The 26701-nt window shown below is 40.8% G+C and carries 16 protein-coding genes, 1 tRNA gene and 1 pseudogene; 8 read left to right on the top strand and 10 right to left on the bottom strand.

The window, feature by feature from the left end:
- Positions 1-71: 71 nt before the first annotated feature.
- Together uspE and ttcA are read left to right on the top strand one after the other, a co-directional pair.
- Positions 72-998 (top strand): universal stress protein UspE, encoded by a 927-nt coding sequence (uspE, locus tag FLM47_RS06070; protein WP_178955704.1) that lies wholly within the window; start codon positions 72-74, stop codon positions 996-998.
- Positions 999-1090: 92 nt separating this feature from the next.
- Positions 1091-2005 (top strand): tRNA 2-thiocytidine(32) synthetase TtcA, encoded by a 915-nt coding sequence (ttcA, locus tag FLM47_RS06065; protein ID WP_178955702.1) that lies wholly within the window; start codon positions 1091-1093, stop codon positions 2003-2005.
- Positions 2006-2054: 49 nt separating this feature from the next.
- On the opposite strand, the gene FLM47_RS06060 is transcribed toward ttcA, so the two are convergent.
- Positions 2055-3116, bottom strand: coding sequence for a hypothetical protein (locus FLM47_RS06060; RefSeq protein ID WP_178955700.1), 1062 nt, complete (start codon positions 3114-3116; stop codon positions 2055-2057).
- Positions 3117-3271: 155 nt separating this feature from the next.
- Positions 3272-4330, bottom strand: a complete 1059-nt coding sequence (locus tag FLM47_RS06055; RefSeq protein ID WP_178955698.1) for a hypothetical protein — start codon at positions 4328-4330, stop codon at positions 3272-3274.
- 327 nt (positions 4331-4657) lie between these two features.
- Between FLM47_RS06055 and FLM47_RS06050 the strand changes: the two are divergent.
- A pseudogene (locus tag FLM47_RS06050) lies at positions 4658-5946 on the top strand (amidohydrolase).
- Between the two features lie 133 nt (positions 5947-6079).
- Positions 6080-6712, top strand: coding sequence for a trimeric intracellular cation channel family protein (locus FLM47_RS06045; protein ID WP_138609080.1), 633 nt, complete (start codon positions 6080-6082; stop codon positions 6710-6712).
- A 13-nt stretch (positions 6713-6725) separates the two neighbouring features.
- Here FLM47_RS06045 and recD read toward each other — a convergent pair whose 3' ends face one another.
- From recD to FLM47_RS06010, 7 genes are all read right to left on the bottom strand, one after another.
- A complete protein-coding gene (gene recD, locus FLM47_RS06040) occupies positions 6726-8744 on the bottom strand; it encodes an exodeoxyribonuclease V subunit alpha (RefSeq protein WP_178955696.1) in 2019 nt (672 codons plus the stop codon).
- Positions 8741-12307, bottom strand: a complete 3567-nt coding sequence (gene recB, locus FLM47_RS06035) for an exodeoxyribonuclease V subunit beta (protein WP_178955695.1) — start codon at positions 12305-12307, stop codon at positions 8741-8743. The genes recD and recB overlap by 4 nt, the downstream gene beginning before the upstream one ends.
- Positions 12294-15593, bottom strand: coding sequence for an exodeoxyribonuclease V subunit gamma (gene recC, locus FLM47_RS06030; protein WP_178955694.1), 3300 nt, complete (start codon positions 15591-15593; stop codon positions 12294-12296). The genes recB and recC overlap by 14 nt, the downstream gene beginning before the upstream one ends.
- A gap of 166 nt (positions 15594-15759) precedes the next feature.
- Positions 15760-16821 (bottom strand): alkaline phosphatase D family protein, encoded by a 1062-nt coding sequence (locus FLM47_RS06025; RefSeq protein ID WP_178955693.1) that lies wholly within the window; start codon positions 16819-16821, stop codon positions 15760-15762.
- On the bottom strand, positions 16818-17948 hold the full coding sequence (locus FLM47_RS06020) for an alkaline phosphatase family protein (protein WP_178955692.1): 1131 nt from the start codon (positions 17946-17948) through the stop codon (positions 16818-16820). Before FLM47_RS06020 ends, FLM47_RS06025 begins: the two co-directional genes overlap by 4 nt.
- 58 nt (positions 17949-18006) lie before the next feature.
- Positions 18007-20280, bottom strand: a complete 2274-nt coding sequence (locus FLM47_RS06015; RefSeq protein WP_178955689.1) for a TonB-dependent receptor domain-containing protein — start codon at positions 20278-20280, stop codon at positions 18007-18009.
- A gap of 195 nt (positions 20281-20475) precedes the next feature.
- On the bottom strand, positions 20476-21519 hold the full coding sequence (locus FLM47_RS06010) for an alkene reductase (protein ID WP_178955687.1): 1044 nt from the start codon (positions 21517-21519) through the stop codon (positions 20476-20478).
- Between the two features lie 157 nt (positions 21520-21676).
- Between FLM47_RS06010 and FLM47_RS06005 the strand changes: the two genes are divergently transcribed.
- From FLM47_RS06005 to FLM47_RS05990, 4 genes are all read left to right on the top strand, one after another.
- Positions 21677-22255, top strand: coding sequence for a TetR/AcrR family transcriptional regulator (locus FLM47_RS06005; protein ID WP_008109773.1), 579 nt, complete (start codon positions 21677-21679; stop codon positions 22253-22255).
- A gap of 66 nt (positions 22256-22321) precedes the next feature.
- Entirely contained in the window at positions 22322-22711 is a 390-nt protein-coding gene (locus FLM47_RS06000; protein WP_138609064.1) for a DUF2750 domain-containing protein, read from the top strand.
- 586 nt (positions 22712-23297) lie between these two features.
- Positions 23298-24410, top strand: coding sequence for a methyl-accepting chemotaxis protein (locus tag FLM47_RS05995; RefSeq protein ID WP_138609272.1), 1113 nt, complete (start codon positions 23298-23300; stop codon positions 24408-24410).
- Between the two features lie 330 nt (positions 24411-24740).
- Positions 24741-26390: a diguanylate cyclase gene (locus tag FLM47_RS05990; protein WP_178955685.1), complete on the top strand. Its 1650-nt coding sequence runs from the start codon at positions 24741-24743 to the stop codon at positions 26388-26390.
- A gap of 52 nt (positions 26391-26442) precedes the next feature.
- Here FLM47_RS05990 and FLM47_RS05985 read toward each other — a convergent pair.
- A tRNA-Ser gene (locus FLM47_RS05985) sits at positions 26443-26532 on the bottom strand.
- Between the last annotated feature and the right edge of the window lie 169 nt (positions 26533-26701).

Genomic DNA, 26701 nt, shown 5'->3' with positions numbered 1-26701 from the left:
GCTTCCCCCTTTAACTGTTGTGTATTTGCGTTACACTGAATGTATAACTGTTAAGTGAATGGAGTAGCACAATGGAAATGATTAAACGTATTATCGCGGTTATTGATCCAACTAAAGACGATCAAAATGCCCTCGCGCGTTCAATAGATTTAGCCAAAAAGTCGGGTGCGAGCATTACCGCATTTATGACGGTTTACGATTTCTCTTACGAAATGACTACTATGCTATCAGGCGATGAACGTGAAGCAATGCGTCAAGCCGTCCTTAAAGATCGTGAGCTATGGCTTAAAGAGCTGATCTCTCCTTATCAAAATATAAATATAGATACGCAAGTTATTTGGCATAATCGCCCATACGAGGCAATAATTAATACCGTTATCAATGATAAATACGACTTGGTTATCAAAGGTACGCATCAACATGGCGCACTAAAAGCGGTTATTTTTACTCCTACAGACTGGCATTTAGTTAGAAAATGCCCAACGCCCGTTCTATTTGTTAAAGATATGCAATGGCCAGCACAAGGTAATATTTTAGCTGCTGTGAATGCAGTCAGTGAAAATGAGCAACACCTATCACTTAATAAACGCATAATTAAAGATGCACAATTTTTATGTGAACTGGCTAATGCTAAACTTAACTTAGTCAATGCCTACCCTGCTACACCGGTAAATATTGCGATAGAAATTCCTGAGTTTAATCCTGGGCTTTACAACGAATCAGTTAAAAAACATCACATTGAATCAACCAATGAATTAGCTAATGAGTTTAACTTAACCTCTGATCAATGCTTTATTGAAGAGGGCTTGCCAGAAGATGTGATACCGGATGTTGCAAGTCGTTTAAATAGTGAGTTAGTGGTTATTGGCACTGTGGGACGTACCGGCTTAAGTGCTGCATTAGTGGGTAACACCGCTGAGCATGTTATTGACAGCCTCGATTGTGATGTACTTGCATTGAAACCTGATGGCTATGTAAGTCCACTCGCAGAAAGTTAACGTTTGCTGTAGCTGTGATATTACATATGGCATATAATACGCCCCTTTATTTTTAGCAATTAATTTTGCCGTACTGTTTATAAGGGGGCGTAGTGTCTCATTCTGCTCAAGCCAAAGCTCAACACAACTTAAATAAGCTTCAAAAGCGTTTACGTCGCCTCACAGGTCAAGCTGTCATGGATTTTAACATGATAGAAGAAGGTGATCGTATCATGGTGTGCTTATCTGGCGGAAAAGACAGTTACACTATGCTCGATATGCTGCAACATTTACAGCGTGTTGCCCCTATCAAGTTTGATCTTTTTGCGGTTAACCTTGACCAAAAACAACCAGACTTCCCTGAGCATGTACTGCCTGAATACCTTGATAATTTAAATATTGAATACAAAATTGTCGAAGAAGATACCTACAGTATTGTTACCGATATTATTCCTGAAGGTAAAACAACGTGCTCACTTTGCTCTCGTCTACGCCGTGGTATTTTATATCGTACGGCTAAAGAGCTAGGCGCTACTAAAATCGCATTGGGTCATCACCGCGATGACATGATAGAAACCTTGTTTTTAAATATGTTTTATGGCGGCAAACTTAAAAGTATGCCGGCTAAACTAATGAGTGATAATGGCGAGCACATGGTTATTCGCCCATTAGCTTATTGTAAAGAAGCCGATATTAGCCAATACGCATTTAGTCAAGGCTACCCTATTATTCCGTGTAACTTATGTGGCTCACAAGAAAACTTACAACGTAAGCACACCAAGAACATGCTAGAACAATGGAATAAAGAGCACCCAGGGCGTATAGAAAGTATTTTTACTGCAATGCAAAATGTTGTACCTTCGCATTTAGCTGATAACCAATTGTTTGATTTTGCTAATCTGCAAACCGGTGACGTTATTGATGGTGGCGATATCGCGTTAGATAAACCAGATATACCAAAAACGCCGGTTAATCCTGAACAAGATGAACTAAACCAAGCCGACGTGGTTACAATTAATTTAAGCTAATTTTTTAAGGGTTTGCAGTAATGCAAACCCTTCACTCTGTTCTATGCTGCTACTTACCGGCAGCTAATCCTTGTAAAAACTCTAAACTCTGCAATTCTTGTTTATTCGCCTGATAAGGTAGCTGCTGTAAGCTATCGTAAGCAAAATCTTCAATAGTAAACTCACTCACTTTACTTTGCCCAAAGCTGTTACGCTCACCTGGGCTTGGCGACATACGCTCAATAACAAAGTCACTCAATCGTAAGCCATTTGTTTGCTTAGGCAAAACAGACCAATGCGCTTTAAAATCAATTTTTTCGCTGCCCTCATTTAAACGTGCTTTAGCAACTAAATGCGCTAATGGCGAACTACCACTGTATAAGTTAGCTCTTAAGCGATATAAGCCACTTTTTATAACCGTTAAATTAGCAGGCACTATCATATTATCATTACGTGGATACGCGCTATCAAAGCTAGTTAGGGTTGCACTAGGCGGCATATATTGTATTTGTGCCACCACAGGGACCATTTTACCTGCAATGTCGGCTTCAACTAATAATTGTAAATTACGAGGATAGTCTTCCTCACCTTTAAACGTAATTGCTAGCTTATTGTCACGAGCAACACCGCTATGTGTTTTTAACGGCTGTTTGGTATCCGTATCACTGAGTGTTACCTGTGCTTTACCTAAATTTTGTGCGCTTATGGTTAATTCAATTGCTTGCGGATAGACATAGCGATATTGAGATAAACTTAAGGTTAACTCCCCCCCTTGCTCTCCTACAGGGCTAGTAACAGGAAAAAACTGATTTGGCTTAAGCCGGTCTTCATCATATACCGTTAAAGGTTGCGAATAAGGTGGAAATGCTAAGCTTTGCTGATATTGCTGCGCGACTGCCGATGCTGCTTTAGCTATATCTTCATTAAACTCATGCTGCTCTTTAGGCATGTTTTTTATGCTCGGTTTAATATCTAGTACCTTAGGTTTTGCTGGCATAGCAACAAATTCAGGTGTTTTTTTATGCTCTTTAGCTGTTGTTTGCGAAGCTGAATAACTAGCATTGCCTTTACCTAAAAACCACATCAAGCCGGTAACTATTATTACTAAAACAATAACGTAGGATTTTTTCATTGTTATTTATCCTATAACATCAAGCAGTTAATCACTTTTAGAACGTAAAGCTGATGCAATTTGCATTAAGCTTTTTTTGGCTAAAAATAAATAACTGCATAAAGCTAATTGGTACCAAAAGCATGCAGCATATAAAGCCGCACGCACAATCACCTTTATGGGATCACATTATATATGAGCGTTGAAGCACTCAAATTATCAGAGTCTTTCACATAGCGGTATTGTTTTTTCCAAAACCAACTACCGGTAGTTTCATCGACAGTTTCATATCCTAATTTATCGCCAGCCACGCTAATATTATTCATTGCCACCGTTACATTACCTTGGTGCTGCGCTTGTTGAATTTCGTTATGGCTGTAACTGTTAGTCATCATTAATGGATAATGGTATGGCATGAAGCTACTAACAGCATCACCTTGCGATTTTAAACGCCCATTGGTATCAATATTGGCGCTACAACTGCCAAATGAGCTTACCGAGCTTGCACCGCATGATGAGTGAGTAGCGACTACCGAATCATCGTTACCACGCAAAAAGCCAGCCGTTAAACCTAAGTAAGCATTACCATCGGCCACAAAACGTAAACGCGGTGTGCGCGCATCAGGTAATGGCGCGATTCTACGTGCATTATTAACTTTTAAATCATGTAATACACCAACCGCCTCATTAATTTCACTGCCTAGCCACCAAGTTAATGCAGCATCTACAGCAAAATTCCACGATGCGCCGGTTAACGCACTCACCGCTAAGTCGGCTAATTCACTACCGCCACCAGCACCTGCTAAATCAAAGGTAGCAATAATATTAAGCGGTTTTAAACCCGCGTTTTCTAGCCAGTTTTCTTGGTTATCTATAATATATCGGGCAACTAAGTCACCGGTAGAGTGGGTTACAAACACGCAGCCTGGCTCGCATAAATTTGAGCGAGAGATCTGTTGTAGCTTGGGCCATACCCAATCTGTAGTAATTTTTCCTTCTATTCGTTCATACGCAGGCCAGTCAATGCGCTCGTCGGCACGGTTTACCCAATAAGACTGCCAATAGCTTTGGCCATCGTTTACTACATCACTACCTGCTTTATTGGTAAGCTGGGATACTTGCAAACCATGAATTAAAACTACTTTATACTCTTTACTAAGCGCAGAAAAACTCATTAAGAGCCCTATTGCTGCTGCAAATAAAGTCGCGCGTTTAAAAGTGTGTGTGTTGTTCATATTAATCCTTAACTGATTGAATATTTTTATTATGCTTAGCTTATTACACGATGTTGTCAGTGCATGGTAAAAGCAATGCATTGACCAGTATTGGGAACAAATTTAAAAAATGCAACATTTTGTTATCATTTTCACCGTTAAAGCTAAATATTTGCGTTAAAATACGACAAAAGCGCCAAACTATTGTGTTAAACAAAATAGCTTTATCCCCTTCTTAAGCAGTATCAATAAACTTTCTTTTAACTGTGGTTAACTATTAAACAACACTACTTTTTATTGATGTAATAGCGTAAGTTAATTACACACGATGAAAATCAAGGAATTAAAATGATAAAAAAAATAATTTTTAGCAGTGTTTTATTTACTGCAATTTCAGCGCCTAGTTTTGCTAGTAGTATTAACACCCAACTTGAACAAGCAACACAAAGTGTAAGTGAAAAAGTCATTACATGGCGTCGCCATTTGCATCAATATCCAGAGCTGAGTAATCGCGAATTTGAAACCGCTAAGTACATTACTAACCATTTAAAATCACTGGGGCTTGAAGTACAAACCGATGTTGCGCATACCGGTGTTGTGGCTAAATTAAGCGGTGGTAAAAAGGCCCTTTAATCGCCCTTCGTGCCGATATGGATGCTTTACCCGTTACCGAACAAGTTGATTTACCCTTTGCCTCTAAACAAACCTCAACCTATCGTGGTAATGAAGTAGGCGTTATGCATGCCTGCGGGCACGACACTCATGTTGCTATTCTAATGGCCGTAGCAGAGTCACTGGTAAAAATTAAAGATCAGTTAGCGGGTGACGTACTGTTTGTATTTCAACCGGATGAAGAAGGTGCCCCCGAAGGAGAAGAAGGAGGCGCAGAGCTAATGCTAAAAGAAGGTTTATTTAAACAAAAACCTGAAGCGGTGTTTGGCTTGCATGTCACCAGCTCACTTAATACTGGTCAAATTGGCTTTAGAGAAGGGCCTCTAATGGCCAGTGAAGACTCTTTCACAATTAACGTAACGGGTCGTCAAACTCATGGCTCGCGCCCTTGGAATGGCGTAGATCCCATTGTTGCTTCATCACAAATTATAATGGCAACTCAAACAATTGCCTCTCGCCAGGTAGATGTAACTAAAGCGCCTTCTGTTATTTCATTTGGCGCGATTAACGGCGGCATACGCTCAAATATTATCCCCGATAATGTAGAGCTTATTGGTACAATTAGAACCTTTGATCAAACGATGCGTGCCGATATTAAAAAACGTTTAGCTAAAACCGCTGAGCTGGTTGCCGAATCCGCGGGGGCTAAAGCTGATGTGCATATAGATCACGGCTACCCTGTAACAGTAAATAATGTTGCACTGACCCAAAAAATGACCCCTACACTTGCCCGTATTGCTGGTGCTGACAACATTATTACCACAGATTTAATTACCGGTGCAGAAGACTTTAGCTATTATGCACTAGAAACCCCTGGGCTGTTTTACTTTTTAGGCATTACTCCGAAAGATCAAAACGCTAAAACGGCACCAAGTAATCATTCACCTCAGTTTTATGTTGACGAAAGCGCATTACAACTTGGCGTAGAATCATTATCTCAACTGGTCGTTGACTACTTACAATAAGAACCAGCATAACAAGCACTGGGCTAATAACCTTGTCCTTGTATTATAGACAGTGTTATTCAGCTAATATAAATCCCCAATCGCTTATCTTTTAATGTCTAATATAAATTCTCAATCTGGTAAGGACACCTCAATGACGGCAGAGTATTTTAATTTTTTAAGCCTTATTGGCGTGGCATTCTTTGCAATTTCAGGTGCATTATTAGGCCACGACAAAGATATTGGTGGATTTGGTGTTGTGGTTGTTGGCTCAGTCACTGCGTTAGGTGGTGGCACGCTCAGAGATATTCTTCTTAACCAACCTGTATTTTGGATAGCCAACCCCGATTATTTATACGCTACCTATGGCGCTATTTTTGTCACCGTTATGTTTATTCGCCACTTGCCCGACCTGTCTAACTATTACATGTTACTGGTTGATGCCATCGGTATGGCTATTTTTAATGTGGTCGGCATTGAAAAAGCATTAATTGAAGGTACAACCATGGTTGTTGCGCTTACAATGGGAATGACGACGGGTATATTTGGCGGCTTAATACGTGATGTGATCTGTAGAGAAGTACCGCTGGTGATGCGCGAAGAGCTATACTCCACCGCGTGCTTTGCAGGAGGCTTAACCTATGCCACACTATTTTTATTAGAAGCTCCTTATTTATGGTGCATTATAGGTTCATTATTGGTAACCGTCTTTCTAAGATTGGGCGCACTGCATTTTGGCTGGCAACCCAACCTATTTAGAAAACGAACCCCAAAAATAAGAGATTAGTATAAGTATGGCTTTACACTAATCGCTCATACAAGCCTGACGCCCGTGATACACTTTTACCCATGGCCAATTGCAGCACTTTTTTATCTGCCACCAGCTCAAAGGTCTGTTTTGCGCGGGTAATTCCCGTGTACACTAATTGCCTATTAATACCGATACTCGCCTGCTTGAGCGGTGGTAACACCATCGCGGTATAACTAAACTCTGAGCCTTGGGATTTATGAATGGTCATTACATACACTTTATCGTGCACCGGAAGCCGTGCGGGTGAAAATGCCCGTTCATTCCCTTGCTCATCAATAAACAGTGCCTTGAGTTGGCCGCTATCATCGGGCATTAAAATCCCTATATCACCGTTAAATAATTTTAGCTGGTAGTCGTTTTGACTAACCATTATCGGCATCCCTATATAATGCCGCTGATTAGGATTAACGCTAATTAAACCTTGCTGCTGTAATACCCGTTCAATACGCTGGTTTAAACTATTAACACCATAATCGCCTTCACGTACCGCAGCAAGTAACTGATAACTGGCAAAAGCTGCATGCACTTTCGCAACACTGGCACCTTGCGCTATCAGGGTTAGGTAATTAGCATAATGACTTGCGGCACTATTTACTAACTTTTCAATCGGTGTGGAAACAAAATCATAGTCTAAAATAATATCGCTAAAATGCCCTTCGCTGCTTTGTTGTTCAACGTAATTTAATATTCCTCGGTTGTTGGTATTTACAGCCAGCGCCAATTGACCTATGCCACTTTTTGCATCAAACCGATAGCTATGTTGTAAAAAGGCAATGCAATCCGCAAGTTTAAACTCACTTTGACTTTGCGCATTTAGTTTAACAGCGCCATTAAAGCACAGCGTGTTCAATTGCTCACAGCGTACTTTTGAATAACGCGGTGTTTGTCCAAGCACTAACCCTTGGCATAAATCACTCATTACACTGCCAGTATCAACCGAAGCAAGTTGGTCTTTATCGCCAAGTAAAATCAATCGAGCATGATCTGGCAAGGCCTCAATTAGTTTAGCCATAAGTGATAAGTCGACCATGCTGGCCTCATCAATAATCAATACATCAACATGCAACGGATTGCTTTTATCGTGTCGGAATTTATTGGTAAATGGCTTAACTCCCAACAGACGATGAATGGTTTGCGCACTTTGCGGGATCAACGCGTTAATATCAGCCGGTATTTCACTAAGCTTATTTTTAGCCCCTAAAATTGACTCTGTTAGCCGTGCCGCTGCTTTACCTGTGGGTGCTACTAATTTTATGCTCAATGGCGCCGCTTTATATAACGATTGTAAAATCGCTAACAGCTTTGTTACCGTGGTGGTTTTACCGGTGCCAGGCCCGCCCGTGATCACACTAAACCCTTTTGTGGCGGCAATCGCACACGCTACTTTTTGCCAATCAATGTCAATACTCGGATCATCAGGAAAGTAGCGGGTTAATAACTGAGCAAGTACTGCATCATCAAGGTTAAGTTGTCGTTCGCTCATTGTCAGTAATCGTTGGGCAAGGGTTTGTTCATAGCCTGCTAAACGAGAAAAATATAATCGTTGATTAAACAATTGCAGCGGCTTTTGCTCCCCAACACTGTGATGTGAGAGTAAATAACGTATTGCTGCCTCAGTCGTAAAGTCATTACTAAATGGGCTGAGAGTGTCAGGCTGCGTGCCTTCTAGTTTAGTAAAGTCGCTTTGACGTAAATTAAACGGATTAGTCCAATCAACCTCTGTTAGGGTTAAACAGCTATGCTGGCTTTGTTGCGATAAACACAGCATTAAAATTATATAAAAGAGGTCGTCATACCCTTGCTGTGCGTTTGTGCCACTGAGTAATTCAGCCAGTTTTACATCAACCACACGCACTCTATGTTCGTCCGTTAAATACGTTAGCAACGGCACGACTTTAATACTTTCGCTGCCCTGCATCGTTGGCTGTGCTGTTGTGAGCACAGGTTCGTCTATAGGGGCATCATCTAAGTCATCAAACAAACCCGGTTGTTGATTTAAATCACTCATAGCATGGCTCCTTGGCTAAACAAGCCATCTAAAATAACGACTTGATCTGGACTTAGCTGTTTAAAGTACACTCCCTCACCTGCTGGCATACCGCGTAAAAAAGTATAATAAACACCGCCTAAATGCGCCTCTATTGAATAATCGGGAATTCGCTGTTTAAGCAAGCGATGCAGCGCTACGGTATAAATTAAATACTGTAAATGATATTGGTGACTGGTCATTGCTTGCTCTAGCTGCTCAGACACATAATCGGCAGCGGTACTGCCCAAATAATTCGATTTATAATCTAAAATATAATACTTGCCTTGGTAGCAAAAAATTAAATCAATAAAGCCTTTTAGTAACCCTTTAACATGGGCAAACTCAAGTTTACTTTGGTTAAAACCAAAATGTTTAATTAACACTTCATTAAGCTTAGGGGCACTGAGGCTGCTAAGCGGTAAATTAAACTCCATTTCTACTAAACAGTCACTTGGCGCTAATTGGCTCAAACTTAAATTATTCTTGCTGTTTAACGGGCAATTAAGTGCATCGAGTACCCATTGCTCGGTAATTTGCTGCCATTGCTCATCGATATGGTACTTTTCAAAAGCACGCTCAATCACAGCCGTTAAGTTTTGCTCGGCATTCGTGGGATGATTTACCGGACTGGTAAAATCAAGCTGCTCAAATATTTCGTGCAAACAACTCCCTGGTTTTGCACCCTTAGGAAAGCTATACGGTGAAGGAAGTTCATCTTGCTGCACGGCAAACTCATCTCTTTGATGATCTTCATCGCTGCGCCCTGGAGCAAGTTGGTCAGCATGCTTTTTAAAGCTCAAGGCACTAAAGCTAGTTGCTCGCCAGTCACGTTCAATCTGCGCAGTTACTGTATTAATAAGTAAATCGTGCTGTTTAGTGTCACTATTTTTTAACCGAAGTATGCCCTGCTCATGTAATTCGCCTGAGGTAAATTGCTGGTATTGCATAGCATGATTAGCCTCACAAAATTCACTTAAATGGGTGCGCCATACTTGGCTACTGCTTATCTCTAATCCTGAGAATAACACATGCCCCAGCGCACTACTTTGAATTGCTAAACGGCTACTTTGCCCTTGAGAAATGTTATACACGCCCAGCGAACAAAAATGCACTGCACGGGTCAGTGCCACATAAAGCAAACGTAAGTCTTCTGCTAAACGTTCTTGTTCGGCTTTTTGCAAGGCGTCTTCGTCTTTACTTAAATCGTAAATCAACTTGCCATTTTGATGATAAAGCGCGTCTTTAGTTTCACGATAACCACTGGCAAATGGCATAAATACCAATGGGTATTCAAGCCCTTTAGAAGCGTGCATAGTCACAATTTTAACTAAGTTCGCATCACTTTCTAAGCGAACTTGCACTGTTTCGCCATCTTGCTGGCTCACCTTTTGCGCAAACCAACGTAATAAACGAAGTGTCCCTTCAAGCTCTATTTGTTTTTGCTGCAGTATTTCGCCAAGATGTCTAAAGTCGGTAAGCCACCGCTCTACGTTATAGCCCAAGCCTTGCCACTTGGCACTGAGCTGATTGTGACTCAGTAAGCGTTCGAGCATTGCCATTGCCCCTTGCTTATGCCAAATATGGCTAAGTTGAGCAAAAAAGTTTAGGTGTTCTTGCCAGCTATTTTCATCATCGGCTAGAGCAAAAATATCGTTATAGCTTAAACAAAATAACGGGCCAGCTAATACACCGCGTAGTAACGCCTCATCGTACTGACCATGCAAAGCCGTTAAAAAATTGAGCAAGTGATGACTTAACTCTTGGCTAAATACACTGTCGCGCGACAAATACACACTGGCAATATTAGCTTTACTCAGCGCTTGCTTCATTATTTGTGCTTCAACGCGGTCGCGCACCAAAATACAAATATCAGCAGCGCTTACCGGCGTACTGCCAATACAGGCTATTCCTTGGTTTGCCTGCTCAAGTAAAGTAACAATTTTATTGGTAAAATGGGTGGCTAAATGAGCTTGCCCTAAGCCTTTACTGGTCGGCTTATTTTTTTCATCGCCGGCTTCATCTACAAACACATTAAACTCAAACGCGGTGGCAGGTTTACCGTCAATTAAAAACGACTCATCTGCTTTTTTTCCTTTCGCTTTCACTTTATTAAATGGAATGGCGTCGTTATAAATAAAGCTGTTTTCGTATTTGCTAAATAAGCTATTTATGCTATTTACAATATCACTGCTTGAGCGAAAGTTAGTGCCCAATGTAAATTGTTGTGGCTCATCTACCGCTTCTTTTGCGCCAATGTAGGTAAATATATCTGCGCCCCTAAACCCATAAATTGCTTGTTTGGGATCGCCTATCATAGCTAAAGTGGTATTGCTTTGAGCATAAATTTTACTAAAAATCCCGTACTGAATCGGGTCAGTATCCTGAAACTCATCTATCATTGCCACCGGAAATAACTGCGCTATTTTTTGTGCGAGCACATCACCTTGTTCACTCTTTAAGGCACTGTGTAAATTAGTCAGTAAATCGTCAGGGGTGATCACGCTTTGTTCTTGTTTGCGTTTAACTATGGCCGCTTTTACCCAGCTCGCCGCATATTGCACTATCGCAATTTTTAACCCTTGGTTAATGGTGTTGTTAAGTGCGGCTAAGGCATCGAATTGGCTAATAAGTGGATGAGTCAGTAATGTGCCATTTTTTTTATAATTAGCGGCATTACTTAAGTTCTCGCTACTCCACACCTCAAACGAATACTTACTGGTACCAAATTCAAAAAAGTCATCATTGCCTAAGCAAAATGCTTCAAGTGCAGCAAGGCTGCCCTTTCGCCCAGGTGTTTTTGAACCACTTAAATCGGATGCTTTAACAGCGCCAATAAACTCTTGCTCTAGGCACGCTTTTTTAAAGGCAGGAATACGCGCCAAGTATTCATCTCGCGCTTGCCATACCGCATCTAAACTAACTTGCGGGGTTATCTCTGCGTTCGCCTTATTTAAAATACTACTTACATGACTAAATAGTGATTCGGGCGCGGCAAATACCGCTAAAATCGCATCTGTTTTTTCTTTACTAAGTGGGTATACAAACGCGCGCCAAAAGTCTTTTATGGTTTCAAGCAGAATATCGCGCTCATCTAAAATGAACTCTAAGTTAAATGCCACACCGGATTCAAACGCATGCTGCTTTAGCATTCGCTGACAAAAACCATGAATGGTAAAAATAGCTGCTTCGTCCATTGATTTAGCTGCGGCATCGAGTAAGTCAAATGCACGGTGCTTGTCATCAACGCCCGCTATTACATCCTCAATTAGCTCATCATTGGGTACTTGCCCCAGTAACGCATCACGCGCAGCAATAATACGGCTACGAACACGGTCTTTAATTTCTTGCGTGGCGGCATCGGTAAAGGTGACTACCAAAATTTGCTCAACACTCAATGGCGTATTTAGCTCACCGGATATTTGCATACCCAATAAATAACGCAAATACAAACCCGTGATCGTGTAGGTTTTACCTGTGCCTGCACTGGCTTCAATTAAGCTTTGTCCTGATAATGGCATAGTGAGTGGATTAAGCGCTTGCATAGTCACTCTCCTTGGCGTGCTCGAATAATGGGGCGAGTAGCTTATCGCTCCAATGTATAAATTCGTCTTGGCAGTCATTAAGTGATTGCACCGTTAAACGAATATAAGGGTTTTCTCCTTCACCTCGGCCAATATACTGTGGACTAAATTTACTGTTGGCTTTTGCCATATCACCACCGCTTTTTACGTATTCATAACCACTTACCGGAAAAAACGCCACGGGCTTGTTGCGTAATGCTTTATAAAGCTCAAACCAATCTGCGAGCAGTAAATCGGCATCGGCTTTACTCATTGGGGCAAAGCTAATTTGTTTATCTAAACCCAGTAATAAAGTTTCAACCTCTTGTTGCATGCTTTGTGCAGCAAGATGATAAATAAAGCCTTTAATTAAATCTTTAGCTTTAATACTAGCACTGCGATAAAACACTTGTTTTTGCATATACACATGGTTTAACCAGCCTTCAATGGTGGTGTTTTCAAGTGACAGTAATACTTCTATCGGTTCGCTTTTACCCGCTTTTATTTGTTGTTTTACTTGCCCTGCAAGCGCATCAACGCGATGTTGCATGCTTTCATAAATTAAGCTACCAACATGAGCTTGCGGCAACTCACCGCGCTGCAGTATTTGTTCGGTACTTAGTGGGATATCGTTAATATTAGCTTCAAGTATTTCATCAAGGTAAAAATAACGGCGTAGCGCATCTAAGCTAAACGGTTCTTCATCTTTGGCTATATCGTTAAATTGCGGCAAACGTAACCCTAAGCTTTGCTGATAAAAGCTCTCTTGGGCATGGCACACACTGCGAATAAACACATCAAGATCAAGTAGCTCTGGAGGCGTTACATCAAGCGTAGTAATTGCTTTTGGCTCAATGGCCTCGCTAGGCAGCCAAATTGGGTTATAGCTGTGGTTGTTAAGCCCTGCCTGTTCAGCGCTAGCTGGCAGATAATACTGACTATTAAAAGGTTGTAAATGTTGTTGGCTAATAAGACAATCTGGCAAGGATTTATCACTGGGTTCGCTAAGTTTGAAGCTGCGACCTATGTATTCTAACAATTCACTGACAAGCGTTGATGGCATGCGCGGCTGGTTGTCAAAACATGAGCGACCAATGTAGCTCATATATAAATTATCTCGGGCACTGAGAAGTGCTTCTAAAAAGAGGTAACGGTCATCGAGTTTTCGTGAACGATCACCTTTTTGCTTTTTAGAGTAAGGTACTAAGTCAAAACCGATAGGCTGCACGGTACGTGGGTAATCGGCATCGTTCAAGCCTAACATACACACTACCTTAAACGGCACGGCGCGCATTGGCATTAACGTACAAAAATTCACTTGCCCCACTAAAAAACGTTGGCCGACACCTTTTTCTTGTATGCCTTGTTTAATTAAATAGCTAACAATGCGCTGCGACACGGCCTCACTGTAATCACCGTTATCGTGGTGCTTACCAATATCTTCGAGTACTTTTTGCAGCACTAATAAATCCCAACTGTCGTCACTTTCGCTCTCATAAATAGTATTGAGCAGCTCATTTAAAATTTGGGCTTTATTGGTGAGTGTGTCATCGGGGGTGAGCTTAGCTTTAAAGTCTTGCAGCACATCAATAAAGTGTACCAGCTTATTGAGTGTATCGAGCGCCATGCCCTCAACCTCATCGGCACTGTAAATACCATTAAATGGGCACTGTTCATCGCGCATGGCAATACCCAGTAGTAAACGGTTTAAGCCATGCTGCCAAGTGTTAAGCTCAATTGCGGGTAAGTCAAAGCTACTTTTATGTTCAGCGTTTACGCCCCATTTAACGCCAACACGCTCCAACCAATACTGAATTTGCTCATATTCATGTGCTTCTAAACCAAATTTTTCAGCAATTTGGGTAACCTGTAATAAATCGAGAATATCCGACACGCCGAAGCGCGAAAACGGTAAGTTAGCCAAACTGGCAAACGAACTCAGTACAGGTTTTTCTTGCTCTATGGCTAAATCAGCTAGCGCATAAGGTATAAATCGGCTGCCCTGTGCACCACCAAAAACTGCTTCAATATAAGGGCTGTAGGTGCCAACATCGGGCATCATCACGATGATGTCTTTCGGGGTAAGCGCTGAGTTTTGATTAAACAAATTAAGTAAGTAATCGTGTAAACGCTCTACTTCTCGAAGCGGTGTATGGCAATCACTAAGTGTAATACTTGCATCGTTTGCAGTTATTGGCAGCTTGCCCTCATCGTTTATAAACCATTCTTTGTTATCGGTGAGCGACTCACCTTTAAAGGCAAGTTGGTAAATTTCACTTTGCACTTGGCCAAGTAAGCTGTCGTCAAATACATCTATAAAGCCATCAATCCAGCGGGCATCAAGCTGCACTAGTTGCTCAAAATAATCGCGGCCGAGTTTACCCCACGACGATAACAGCGGATTACCAATAAAATAGTATTCCTCATCGGGATTGGTGTGCTTTTTTTGCTGCGCTTCCAGCAGCGGCATTTTGGCATATTTAGCGGTGATTTTAGCGGCTGTTTTTTCATCAATGATATCGCCCCAGTAATGCTCGCTAGGGTTAAAAAAGAACAAAAACACTTCAGTTTTTTTACTTAAGGCTTCAAACACCTCAAGCTGCGAGCTAGCAATGGCAGATATGCCAAATAAGCTAATGCGTTTTGGTAATAAGCTGCTATCCATGCTCTCAAGTGCACTGAGTAACTGCCCTTGCATATTGGCACGGTGAAATTGGCTTTGCCCCAGCTGCTTGCTTAATTTGACGATACGACGCCATAAATCGGGTTGCCAAGGCGCAATCGTTATATCAACATCATCAAGCTCATCGGTGCCACTATCCCAACTGGCTATCCAATGGGGGCGGTACATCAAATATTGGTCGTACACATCGGCTATTTTTTCACATAGAGCAAAGGTTTTTTGGCCGTCAATATCGCCCTCTAAATAGGTTTTAAGCGGTAAGTACAGCGGCTCATTTATGCACTGGGGTAAAATGGCAAATAATTTCCAAGCAAGGTTAGGTTTGTTAAAGGCCGACTCTTTAGGCACGTTTGGCAGTAATTGCTGATACAACTGCCAAATAAAACTCGACGGCAGCGGAAAGTCTACCTGTGCAGCTACGCCTAAATTTTCACTTAAACCGATTTTAAGCCACTGCGACATACCCGGCGATTGCACTAACACCACTTCTTTATCAAATGGGCTTTGCAATGGGTTTATTTTTAATAGCTGATGAAACTGCGCTTGCAGGGCTTCCATACGGTTTGATTGAATAATATTGAGCATACGATACCAGCCTTACTTGAGATAAAGCCAGTGTAAGATATTTTCAATTTAAGCGGTAGCGCTAAGGGAGCATTGGCGTTAATAAATCAGCAAGTTAGCCCGCCAATAGATGAACTTTTAAACGCACAGCTTGAACCGCAGTGCGTTTATTATTTAAATGGTGATGCTATTTATAAGGACAAATACTTGAAAGACTAAAGTCACTTTGCATAATAACCTGACCCTCAATGCCTTTAAGCTTTAATGAAATAGCAGGGTCGACTTGTTGCCAGTCTATGCTTAAATCACCATAGTTAACATTATGCGTGTAATCACCGACACGATGCTGGTTAGGGCTAACGTCTTTCCACTTTTCTGTCAGGCCTGAGCTGGTCATTTCAATAAGCGGGTAATCAAGGTTATGTTGATACCTTGAAATCTCGCCCCAGTGAGTATCGCCACTAATAATAATCACACCATTTACTTGGTGTTTTTTAATTAACGCAAATAAACGGTTTCGATCCTCAGGAAAATTTGCCCACGACTCCCAGCCGGTAAAATCTGGCAGTAACTGCAAGCTTGACGCTATTAGCTTTATTGCCGCTGGCTTTTTCAGCTCTTGCTCAAGCCATTGCCACTGTGCCTCCCCTAGCATTGACGCGCCTTTAACTTCAGTTGGACTGTACGGGCCTTGGTTATTTAGTTTACGCTTGGTGTAATACTCAAGCTCGCTAACAGAATTAAGTGTGTCACGATTAAAGCGTAAATCTGGCATGATCACCTGCACGGTTTGCTCGCCTTCGCCATACATGTACGAGGTATAAATACCATCAGCACGGGTACGGCGTTTTGAATTTGCCGGTTCTTGCCAAAAATCGAGCATGATTTGTCGCGATGCTTCCTTATGCGGATACTCTTTCCCCGCGTCATTTTGACCATAATCGTGATCATCCCACATGGCTATTATTGGTGTTTTTGCGCGTAGTGCTTTAAAGCCAGGCTTTGCCCCAAGGCGTTGGTATTTATTTTTAAGTACAGCCATGTCGTTAGTATCGCCATAAATGTTATCGCCTAAAAAAATAAATAAATCACTCTGCTCTTTGTTAATGGCGTTAAATATAGGAATGTCTTTATCTTGGTGCCCGCAAGAACCAAATAATATTTTAGACGGCGCAGCCATTGCTACACTGCTAATCACAATAGTCAGTGACAGTGCAGAATACTTAACGGTTTTTAGTAACTGTTTCATTTTAAAATCTCATTAATAGCCGGTGCCATATTAGGGTTAATTATGTGTGGGTTTTGCCCAAGTGCTTTTAAAACGGTGGCGGCAACTTGCGCTTGTTTAAGCTCGTTTTTAGTTTTAATTAAGCCGTTATTTTTAATTGCAGGGCCAATAGCTGCCAGCCAAATATGCTCAGAGCCAATAATTCCCTCAGGAAATGCCTTTTTACCCTGCTCCGAATTTGCTAATGCCCGTTTAGAGCTGTGATGTTGCCAATCGTTTGCGTAGCTGCCACGGCCGTGATCGGTAGTAACAATTAACGTAGTATTATTTTTATAACCTGCTGTGCTTTGAATGGTTTGCCATAAATCTTTTAAAAATGCATCGCTTTGTTTGGCCGACTTTAAGTAAGCATCGTAATGGCTATCGTGAGCAAAATCGTCAGTTTCTCCTAAGCTAATCACCAATAATCTTGGTTTTTTCGCCAGCATATAAGCTTTAGCAAATCGATAGGTAAAACTATCAAGCCGTACATTGTGCCATGGGCTGGGTATTTCTGTTTGTAGCGCATTAAGTAGCGCTGCGTCGGCAAATAAATCATCAGCAACGGGCATAAACCCCGCATTCACCTGCACCTTACTGCGCTGGGTATTTACAATGTAAGGAAACACATCCCAACTACCAAATAACGCGGTGCTGTTTTTAAATTCAGGCTGAGCGTTTAAACGCTCTAAAATAGTTTTATTTGGGTTGAATACCTTGTCGTTACTGTTGATATTTTCATCCACTTCGCCAGTGAGAATTTCGTTATACCCAGGGTATGAAAAATACCACGGATTACTCACCGACATAGTTGAGCCTTTAGCCCTATCGCCAATAATAACGCCTTGTTTTGCAATGGTTTGAGTTAAAAATGGCATTAACAACTGTTGACGCTGTTGCACACTTTCATGCCAAAATTGGCTCTTTAATAGCGCTGGTTGTTTAACAAAATCTTTATTATTAATCAGCTTGCTATCGGCACCATTAAAGACTTCTTGCCAGCGAACCCCATCTAAAGTTACCAACACCACATTTTGCGGTGCTGCCAAAACCGCCTGACTGTTAAGTAAAACCAAACCGATTATTAGTATTGTTACTATTGTTTGCATACACACCTCGTTTAATAAAAAGCCCATCAATGATGGGCTTAATTACGTTTATTACGTTTTAAAACGTGGCCGTTAACGTCACGGCTGCTGTGCGTGGGGCGCCAATAAAGTAAGTGCTTCCATTGCCTGTGCCGCCCGCTAGGTAGCTTTCATCAGTAATGTTGTAAACCACAAAAGCAATATCAACGGCTTTAAACGGGCCTGCGTTAACTTCGGCTGTATAACCTGCGTTTAAATCAACCACGGTGTAGCTATCTACATCGCCACGCTCGCCAGTGTATTTAGCCGATAAACCAAAGCGGAAATCACCGCTGTAATAATCGGTTGAAAGCACAAATAAATCATCTACTGAATCAATTACTTTGCCTCCTGCTTCAAAGCCTGGCGCATCGCCTTTGTATTCAGAGCTATTATTGGTGTATGAGCTATATACATTCCACTCATTATTAAGCATATAACTTGCTGACAGCTCTAAACCTGTCGATTCAATACCGCCCACATTTAGGTACGAGCCGTTAGTACCTATGGTGTAATCAATACCCCCCGTGTCGCTGCCTGGTGCGATAAAGGTAATACGGTTATCAAATTCAATTGAATAGGCCGTTGCCGTTAGCTTAAGTGCATTATTTTGATAGCGTACACCTAGATCAATATTTTCAGCGGTTTCTGGCTTAATAGCTGATAAGTCAGAGCTGTCGCGCTCAAGCACACCATCTTTAATGGCGGCAAAGTTTTCGCTATAGCTGGTAAATAACTCAGTATTACTATTTAGCTGATACAAAATGCCGCCACTAAATAGAAGGTCTGAATCACTGTTTACTTTAGCTGTGATGGCGTTTTGATAATGGTCATACTTTTCTATGTCTACTAAGTACTTTTTCACCCCTAGATTAAGGGTTAAGTCGCCAAATGCCATTGAGTCTTGGGCGTACCATTTGAGCGTATCGGTCTCAAAGGTGTTTTTATATTGCGTCCAATAAGGGGTGTTATCAAAATGATGATAAATACGCGCATCTATAACTTTATGCCAATCTCGTGACTCATCACGGTCGCTTTGCTCATACCAAAAACCGGCTTCAATATCGTGCATGCCAATGCTTGCTTGATAATTAGCAGTTACCCCTAAACGATCTTTATTATAATGTGTATGACGATAAGACATAACAGGCGTGGCATCAGCGTCGTAACATGAAGGGTTGAGCTCAGGGCCTGACTCCCACGGCCAATTTAAGCTAACCGTGCAACCTGCGTTGGGAGCAAGTGGGTTGCCATTACTATCTGTAAAGCCATAAGAGCCTGCGTTTGTACCACCTTCCGTGGTTGGGTTACCATTTTCATCTACAGGAGACGTTAAATAAGGAGGGATCCAATCACCTCGGCCTGAGTTTTTATGGTAATACGGGCTAACGGTTAACAATGAGATGGGTGAAATCGCGTATTCAAACTTTAAATACCCTAGAGTGTTTTCACGCAGCGTGCCCCAACCTTCTGCAAACATTTGGTCAAAGTGAGGAACGCCTGTCCAGTTCCATGTTAGTTGATCCCAATCTGGAGTTTGTTCAAATTGTGCCAAGCTCACGCTATTGTAGTTGGTTTCGCTTACATCGTCGTACGATAAACGCCCTGTAATAGTTAACTCATCAAGGGTGGTGACAAATTTCGCTTCAGCGTGTTGGTTATCTTTCCCGCCATTGCTGCCCGAGCCAATCCAACGGCTAGTATCGGTTTGCGAATAACTCACATACGCTTGAGTATTATCAAAAATGGTGCCTGTTTCGTGTTTAACGTAATAGCGACTTGCGTCATGGCTGCCTGAGGTGTATGCAAAAGTGGTGCTTTTTTCAAAGCTAGGCGCTTTACTTACAAAGTTAAAAGTACCGCCTAGCGCCTCTAACGAGGCAGATTTAATATCTGAGGTGCCCTGACCTACTTCCACGGTGACAAGATTTTCGCTATCTAGGTAACGATTCGCTTTAGCACCACCGCCATAATTAGAGCCGCCATTAGGAATGCCGTCTATCGTCATACCTAATTGCTGTTGGTTTGAGTCAATACTAAAACCACGCATGGTAATAGTTGTTGACCAATCGTCGCCGCCAAATGCGTCGCCTTCGTTTATGCTAATACCTGGCAAGTTATCAATTACCGATAACACACTCGATACCGAGCTTTGTTGCTCAAGCATGGCAGGTTCAATAACGTTGTTTGCATAACTGGTTGGTTTTGCAGTAACGGTTACTTCTTCTATCACGTTATCGTTAGCATAAGCTGAAGTTGATACCGCCATGGCCACAGCCATGCTCAAAATCGATTTATTTTTTAAAGCGTACATTCTTGTCCCGTTTGATTCTAATTATGAAAGGTAATTATGAAAGCGGGCACAGTCTATTTTTTAAATATGACAACGAGGGGGAACTTTATTGACAGCAAGATTAAACAATTATGAGTAAATTATGGCAAATAAATGTATAAAAAAAGACACTCACAGTTGTCCATGAGTGTCCTATCGTTTTTACTAAATTAGCTGCTATTTCAATTCAGCTAGCATTTCATCACTGTAAGCTGTGACTTCTTCGCCGTTTTTAATTTTGCTAATGTAATCTGGGTTAGCTATAAGCGGGCGACCAATAGCAATTAAATCAAATTTATTGTCGTTAATCGCTTGTTTCGCAGTTTCAAAACTATAACTACCTACACCCACTAAGGTACTTGCATAACCAGCTCGTAAAAACTCAGAGGTTGATTTACCTTCTAGTGAATCAAAACGCATGCTGTCGTCAAAAATACCGCCGTGTAAATAAGCTAACTTGCGGTTTTCAAGCTCTGGTAATAAGTAGTCAAATACTGCTTTATCGCGATTGTCTTCGCTCATATTAAAGTAGGCACCCGGTGTTAAACGCATAGCGGTACGCTCATTGCCTACAACATCAATAACTGCATCGGTTACTTCCAATGCAAAACGAGACATGTTTTCTGGTGTTTGCCCGTACTCGTCATCACGTTCATTTGCCGCATAATGTAAAAATTGATCAATTAAATAACCATTAGCACCGTGAATTTCTACGCCGTCAAAACCCGCTTCCATCGCATTTTCTGCGGCTTTAGCGTAGTCAGCCACTAAGCCTTTAATGTCGTCTGTAGTTACAGGCTTTGGCGTAACATAAGTGAGCTCGCGCATACGCGGTACTGAACCATCAACCCCTATTGCAGATGGCGCCAAAACATCACCACCAAAAAAGTGAGGGTGTGCTACACGGCCAACATGCCATAGTTGTGCAAACATTTTTCCGCCATTGGCATGTACTGCATCAGTGACTTTTTTCCAACCTTGAATTTGTTCGCTAGTGAAAAGCCCAGGTGTATTTGGATAACCTTGAGCATCAGCACGGATAATAATGGCTTCACTAATAATTAAGCCTACATCAGCACGGCGAGCGTAGTAATCAACCATGGCTTGTGTTGGCACTAAATTGTCATCTGCCATACAACGGGTCAATGGTGCCATAAGTACGCGGTTTTGCAGTTCTATGCTGTTATTTAATTTAAAAGGTGAAAGTAAGTCAATCGACATAATATTTATCCTTTGTTGAATGTACATTCAAGATAAGGTCACTTGAATGAATATTCAAGTATAATTTTGAAACTTTGTTTAAGATTGCGTAAACTGCCACCTAGGCCTAAGAAAAATAAATTTCTTCATTACTACTCTCTCCACTAAAAGAGTCATTATGAGAACTGCAGAATTTGATAAAGAGTTTGTACTACGCCAGGCTATGGCCATGTTTATGCTTCATGGCTATGCAAAAACCAGTATGCAAAAATTGACTCAAGCAACCCATTTACATCCGGGTTCTTTGTATGGAGCATTTGGTAATAAAAAAGGTATTTTTTTAGCCGCTACGGAGCAATACCAAACCGATCGCAATACACAATTTACGGCGCTGTTTGAGCACAGTAATTGTATTTTAGATACGCTGAAACAATACCTTAATATCATTGTGCAAGAATGTATTGACGGCGAAGCAACTAAAGTGTGCTTGCTTACAAAAAGCATTAGCGAGGTAGAGGGTAACGATCCACAAATTTGCCACGTATTACGTACTAATTTAACGGCGTACGAGCATGCCTTTGCGCAGCAATTACAAAAAGCGATAGATAACAAAGAAATTACCAATGGACGAAGTGCCATAGAACTAGCACGATTTTGTGTTATGGGTATTTATGGATTGCGCACTTATGCATTAACAAATCAAGACCCTGACGCACTAAACCAACTAGCCGACGAGCTGCTTGCAGCCATTAGCTAAACTTAATTTTAAAGCGCAGTATGTCGCTGCCTTTTGTATTCCCCCCACAGTGAGAGAGAGCCAAAAATGACCACTGACAATTTATCAAAGCAAGACGACGTAATTTTAGGTCTTGGCGCAAAAAAACGACTCGCATACATGTACGAAACTGTGCAACAGTTTAAGCAAGTGTGGATTTTAAACGATGACGACGGCTGCGTAATGCTCACTAACGAAGACGACGATTGCGTACCCGTATGGCCAACCCGTGAGTTTGCACAAGCATGGGCAACCGGTGAATGGGAAGGATGTACACCAAAAGCAATTCCAACAGCAGATTGGTTTAGCCGCTGGACGCCAGGCCTTGAAGAAGACGACTTACTAGTTGCCGTGTTCCCTACCGAAGAAGACGACGGCACAATTTTATTTCCTGATGAATTTCAAACGCAGTTGAATAAATCAATTAGAAAATATTAGGGCCTGTTAATCTTTTCAGATTAAAATTTGTTCAAGCTAGGGGCGATTTAATCGCGGCACAAGGGTTGTAACCTAGTAGGCTCGATAACTGCTCCTGCGTTATTCTACTGGCTTACATCCTAGTAAGAACAAGTCATAACCGAGCAAAACTTCCGCGTCCTGCACACGCCCCTTACCTACATCCATGTAGGCAACAAAGAATAAATAGCCCCTAGGCAGAACCCTTCGGGCAGCGCCTGTTTGGCATGGATACTGCGTTATCGCCTATTTATGGGGAATAAACCACATAGGCGCTGCCTTGCCTAAATACCAAACAGACTGCTGCAAATCCAACCTTGAAAGGTCAACAGACCCTAACCTCTAAAATAGTGACCATTTTAAATAAGTTTGTTATAAGCATGAAATGAAAAGTTTTTTACCAAAAAGTTATAAAGCATCTATTATTGTGTTGTAACTTACTCTTATAAAAATCGATTTGGGTGGACATTAATTCCAGCCCTGTTAAAAATCGAATTATGTAATCTATAATCAGGTAAATTTAATAAAAAATATAACGTTTATTTTCCGTGTTTAAATTGGGGTCTACATGCTGTTCAATTCAAAATATAAAAACAAAATTAACGAGTTAAATAACGAGTTAATGCAATTAAAAAAAGCCAATGAAAAACTTGAGGAGCAATTATTAGCAGTAAACAGCGAGAAATCACAACTAAACCACAATGAAATAGCAAACGATACGGCATTTGTAAAACAGCGTGAATTAAATACCTTATCATTGCAGTCATCTGATTTAATTAGTGATATCAGAGAAAGCTTAGCCTCAACTTCACATAAACTAATCAATGATATTACGTCATTTAAGTCATCCCAAGAATTACTTGATACAATTTTAGATATGTTAGCAACGACTTCATCGTCAACACATAATATCTCAAGAGATACAAAGTCCGCCTCTAAATCCGTTAAAGAATTGCAGTCAGTAACAATCGGCATTAATGATTTTGTAAACATAATTAAAGGGATTTCTGATCAAACAAATTTACTCGCACTTAATGCAGCCATTGAGGCAGCAAGAGCGGGAGAGCAAGGGCGAGGGTTTGCAGTCGTCGCAGATGAAGTGAGAACGCTTGCTCAACGCTCTTCTGAGGCATCTAACGAGATATCTAATTTAATAGATAAGGTTAATGAGCAAATGCAAAGCGTTGTAACTAACATTACTAACGTTAGCGAAGAAAGTGATGGCATTGCAAATAGCTCATTAGAAATTGATACTACTGCTAAAAAGGTGGTTGAACTATCACAAAATATGTATAGCGTTATTGTTAATTCAAGTGCGGATGCATTTATTCAAACAGTAAAAATGGACCATATTGTATGGAAATACGATATTTATAAAGTCATTTTAGGTCAATCAAACAAGACGGCAGAAGACTTTTCTGATCATACCATGTGCCGTTTAGGTCAATGGTACTATCAAGGTGAAGGTGCATTAAAATATTCAAGCATTAACGACTTCAAAGCATTAGAGAAACCACATGCAGATGTCCACAAAAATGGCTTTGCTGCTCTAGAAGCATTCCAATTAGGCGATCTCAATACTGCTGTTGAAAAAGTATCTCTTATGGAGCAAGCAAGCTTTAAAGTAGTCGATATACTTAGCGCGTTATCAGATAAAATTATGGAGCATAACTTTAAATAAAATAGTCATAAGTATCTCCTTTTGCATAGCGATTTATAATCATTCATCGCTATGAATATCAAATTCATGTAAATCAATCAGAAACTAATCACACGTCTACACGAGCGTAAACCTTAAAGAGTATTTTTGTCATAAATATTGCTCAATAGCCAAACTAGATAAATTATTAACCCTTTAATTAATCATTAACTATATTTTTATAATAACAGCTCACCGTTTAGTGATTAAAGTTAGTAACTATAAAGCAAGAATACGCTAAAGCGGTCATAGCAATAATTATTCTGTTAAAAATGCAGTACAATTTTTACCGGTAACTAACTTAGGTATTACATGCGGTACACTTTCAATTTTATATGTTGTTTACTATTTCAAACCATTAGTTTTAATGCTTTTGCTGTAGCATTAAATCAAAATGACAGCTTACAACTAAAGTCAGCTATGTGGCATCAAGTAGATTTAGCTAAACCAACCCAAGGTGAGCAACTCATTAATGCTTATAACAATGTAAGTACTCCCGTCACTTCGCTGTATAGTGCCCATGGCAGTGCAATAGCAAAAATCAGTTTAACCACAGAGAGCGCAGGTCGCTGGTATATAATCCCCCAAATTAATTATTTAGATAGTGGCGTTGCTTTTTATCAAGATACTAGTGGGATCAGAAAAGTCGCTGATTTTTCGCAAGATAGTGCCAGCCCATCAGCCATTGTAATGCACAGCCGAGCTTTTGAATTACAACTAGAAGCTAATTCACACGGTGTTTTATGGCTTTATGTTAATGCTAAACACTTTGCTAAACCTGTCAGCATTAATGTTATTCCTCAATCTAGGTTTATTAAACTTCAGTTTTATATCAATTCATTAAGCTTAGTGTCTATTACTATAATGCTGACCTTGGCTTGCATGGCCTTGATCATGTTTTTTAAAACACGACATCGCGTGGCATTATTTTGTGCAGGTTATATAGGATTACACGGCATTGGTTGGGCATTCGCCGCGGGGGTAGTTGCGTTACTTTTTAATTACCACGCAATTAACACCCATTACTTTGGCATGTATATTTTTGCCTTTGCTATTGCTTGTGCCAGTTCATTTGCCTATTACTTATTTAACTTTGACCAACATACCCGCACTGGTATTAGCCGATTTTTAAAATACTTCTCCATAACCGCACTTGCCTGTGGTTTTTTAAACCCCTTTTTACCCTTTCATTGGGTGTTTTATTTAGCTCATTTCCTTGCTGCCATTTGGGTGTATTTAAGCTTAAAACTGGGCTTTACAATGCTGGGGATGAAAGACTTTAGAGCGAAATATTTTTTAACTGGCAACCTTGTTTATAGCTTGTCCTTAGTTATTTTTATTTTATCGCACCTAAATTTAATAGAAATAAGTTCACCTGAATTATGGGTACTTATTGCTCTGGCCATTGATTGTATCTGTATTTTACTTTCTTTATCTGAATGGCTAAAAATAAAGCAAAATAATTTTATAAAAGCGCTAGAGCTATCACGCATAGACCCACTCACCAAAGTAGGAAACCGGCTGCAATTACAAGAAAAGCTCGATAACTTAGATAATTTTTATCTCATTGTGTTTATAGATTGCGACAATATTAAAAGCGTTAACGATCACCTAGGTCATGCTCACGGTGACAAGCTACTCATTGAGGTTACGCGGTTAATACAAAATGCGTTAGCCGACAAAGGCGAGGTATGCAGAACCGGCGGTGATGAGTTTATTTGTGTGTGTAACGTTCAGTCAGCACAACAGCTCGCCCAACTCACCCTGAGCATCAACGAGTCGTTAAACTATATTCATCAACAAGTTCAAAAACATTGGCCGTTATCAGGCGTGAGCTATGGCTTAGCTAGTAGTGAGGAATGTAATGACTACAAAGCCTGCTTAACCCTAGCCGACCAACGAATGTATACATTAAAACATCAGCGTAAAAACAAACGCCAAGTACAAAGCCAACACGCTTAACTTTATTACAGGCACAAAAAAGGACGCCCTGAGACGTCCTAATATAGAATAATGGTGGAGAGAGAGGGATTCGAACCCTCGTTAGGGATTAACCTAAACACACTTTCCAGGCGTGCGCCTTCAGCCACTCAGCCATCTCTCCACAATGTTGCTTTGCAACAGCGCGCTATAGTATGAAATACACTTGCTTGGTGCAAGGCCTTTTTAACATCATGCTTTTAACTGCTCAATAATCAAACTAACTACTCATAAGCAAATAAAAAGGCGATACCTGAGTATCGCCTTTATCTAATGCATTATATTGCTATTTA

Origin of the sequence: Pseudoalteromonas sp. Scap06, from assembly GCF_013394165.1 — a bacterium.
Classification (GTDB): Bacteria; Pseudomonadota; Gammaproteobacteria; order Enterobacterales; family Alteromonadaceae; genus Pseudoalteromonas.
The sequence above is the reverse complement of the archived record's forward strand: the minus strand, read 5'-3'. Positions and strand labels throughout refer to the sequence as shown.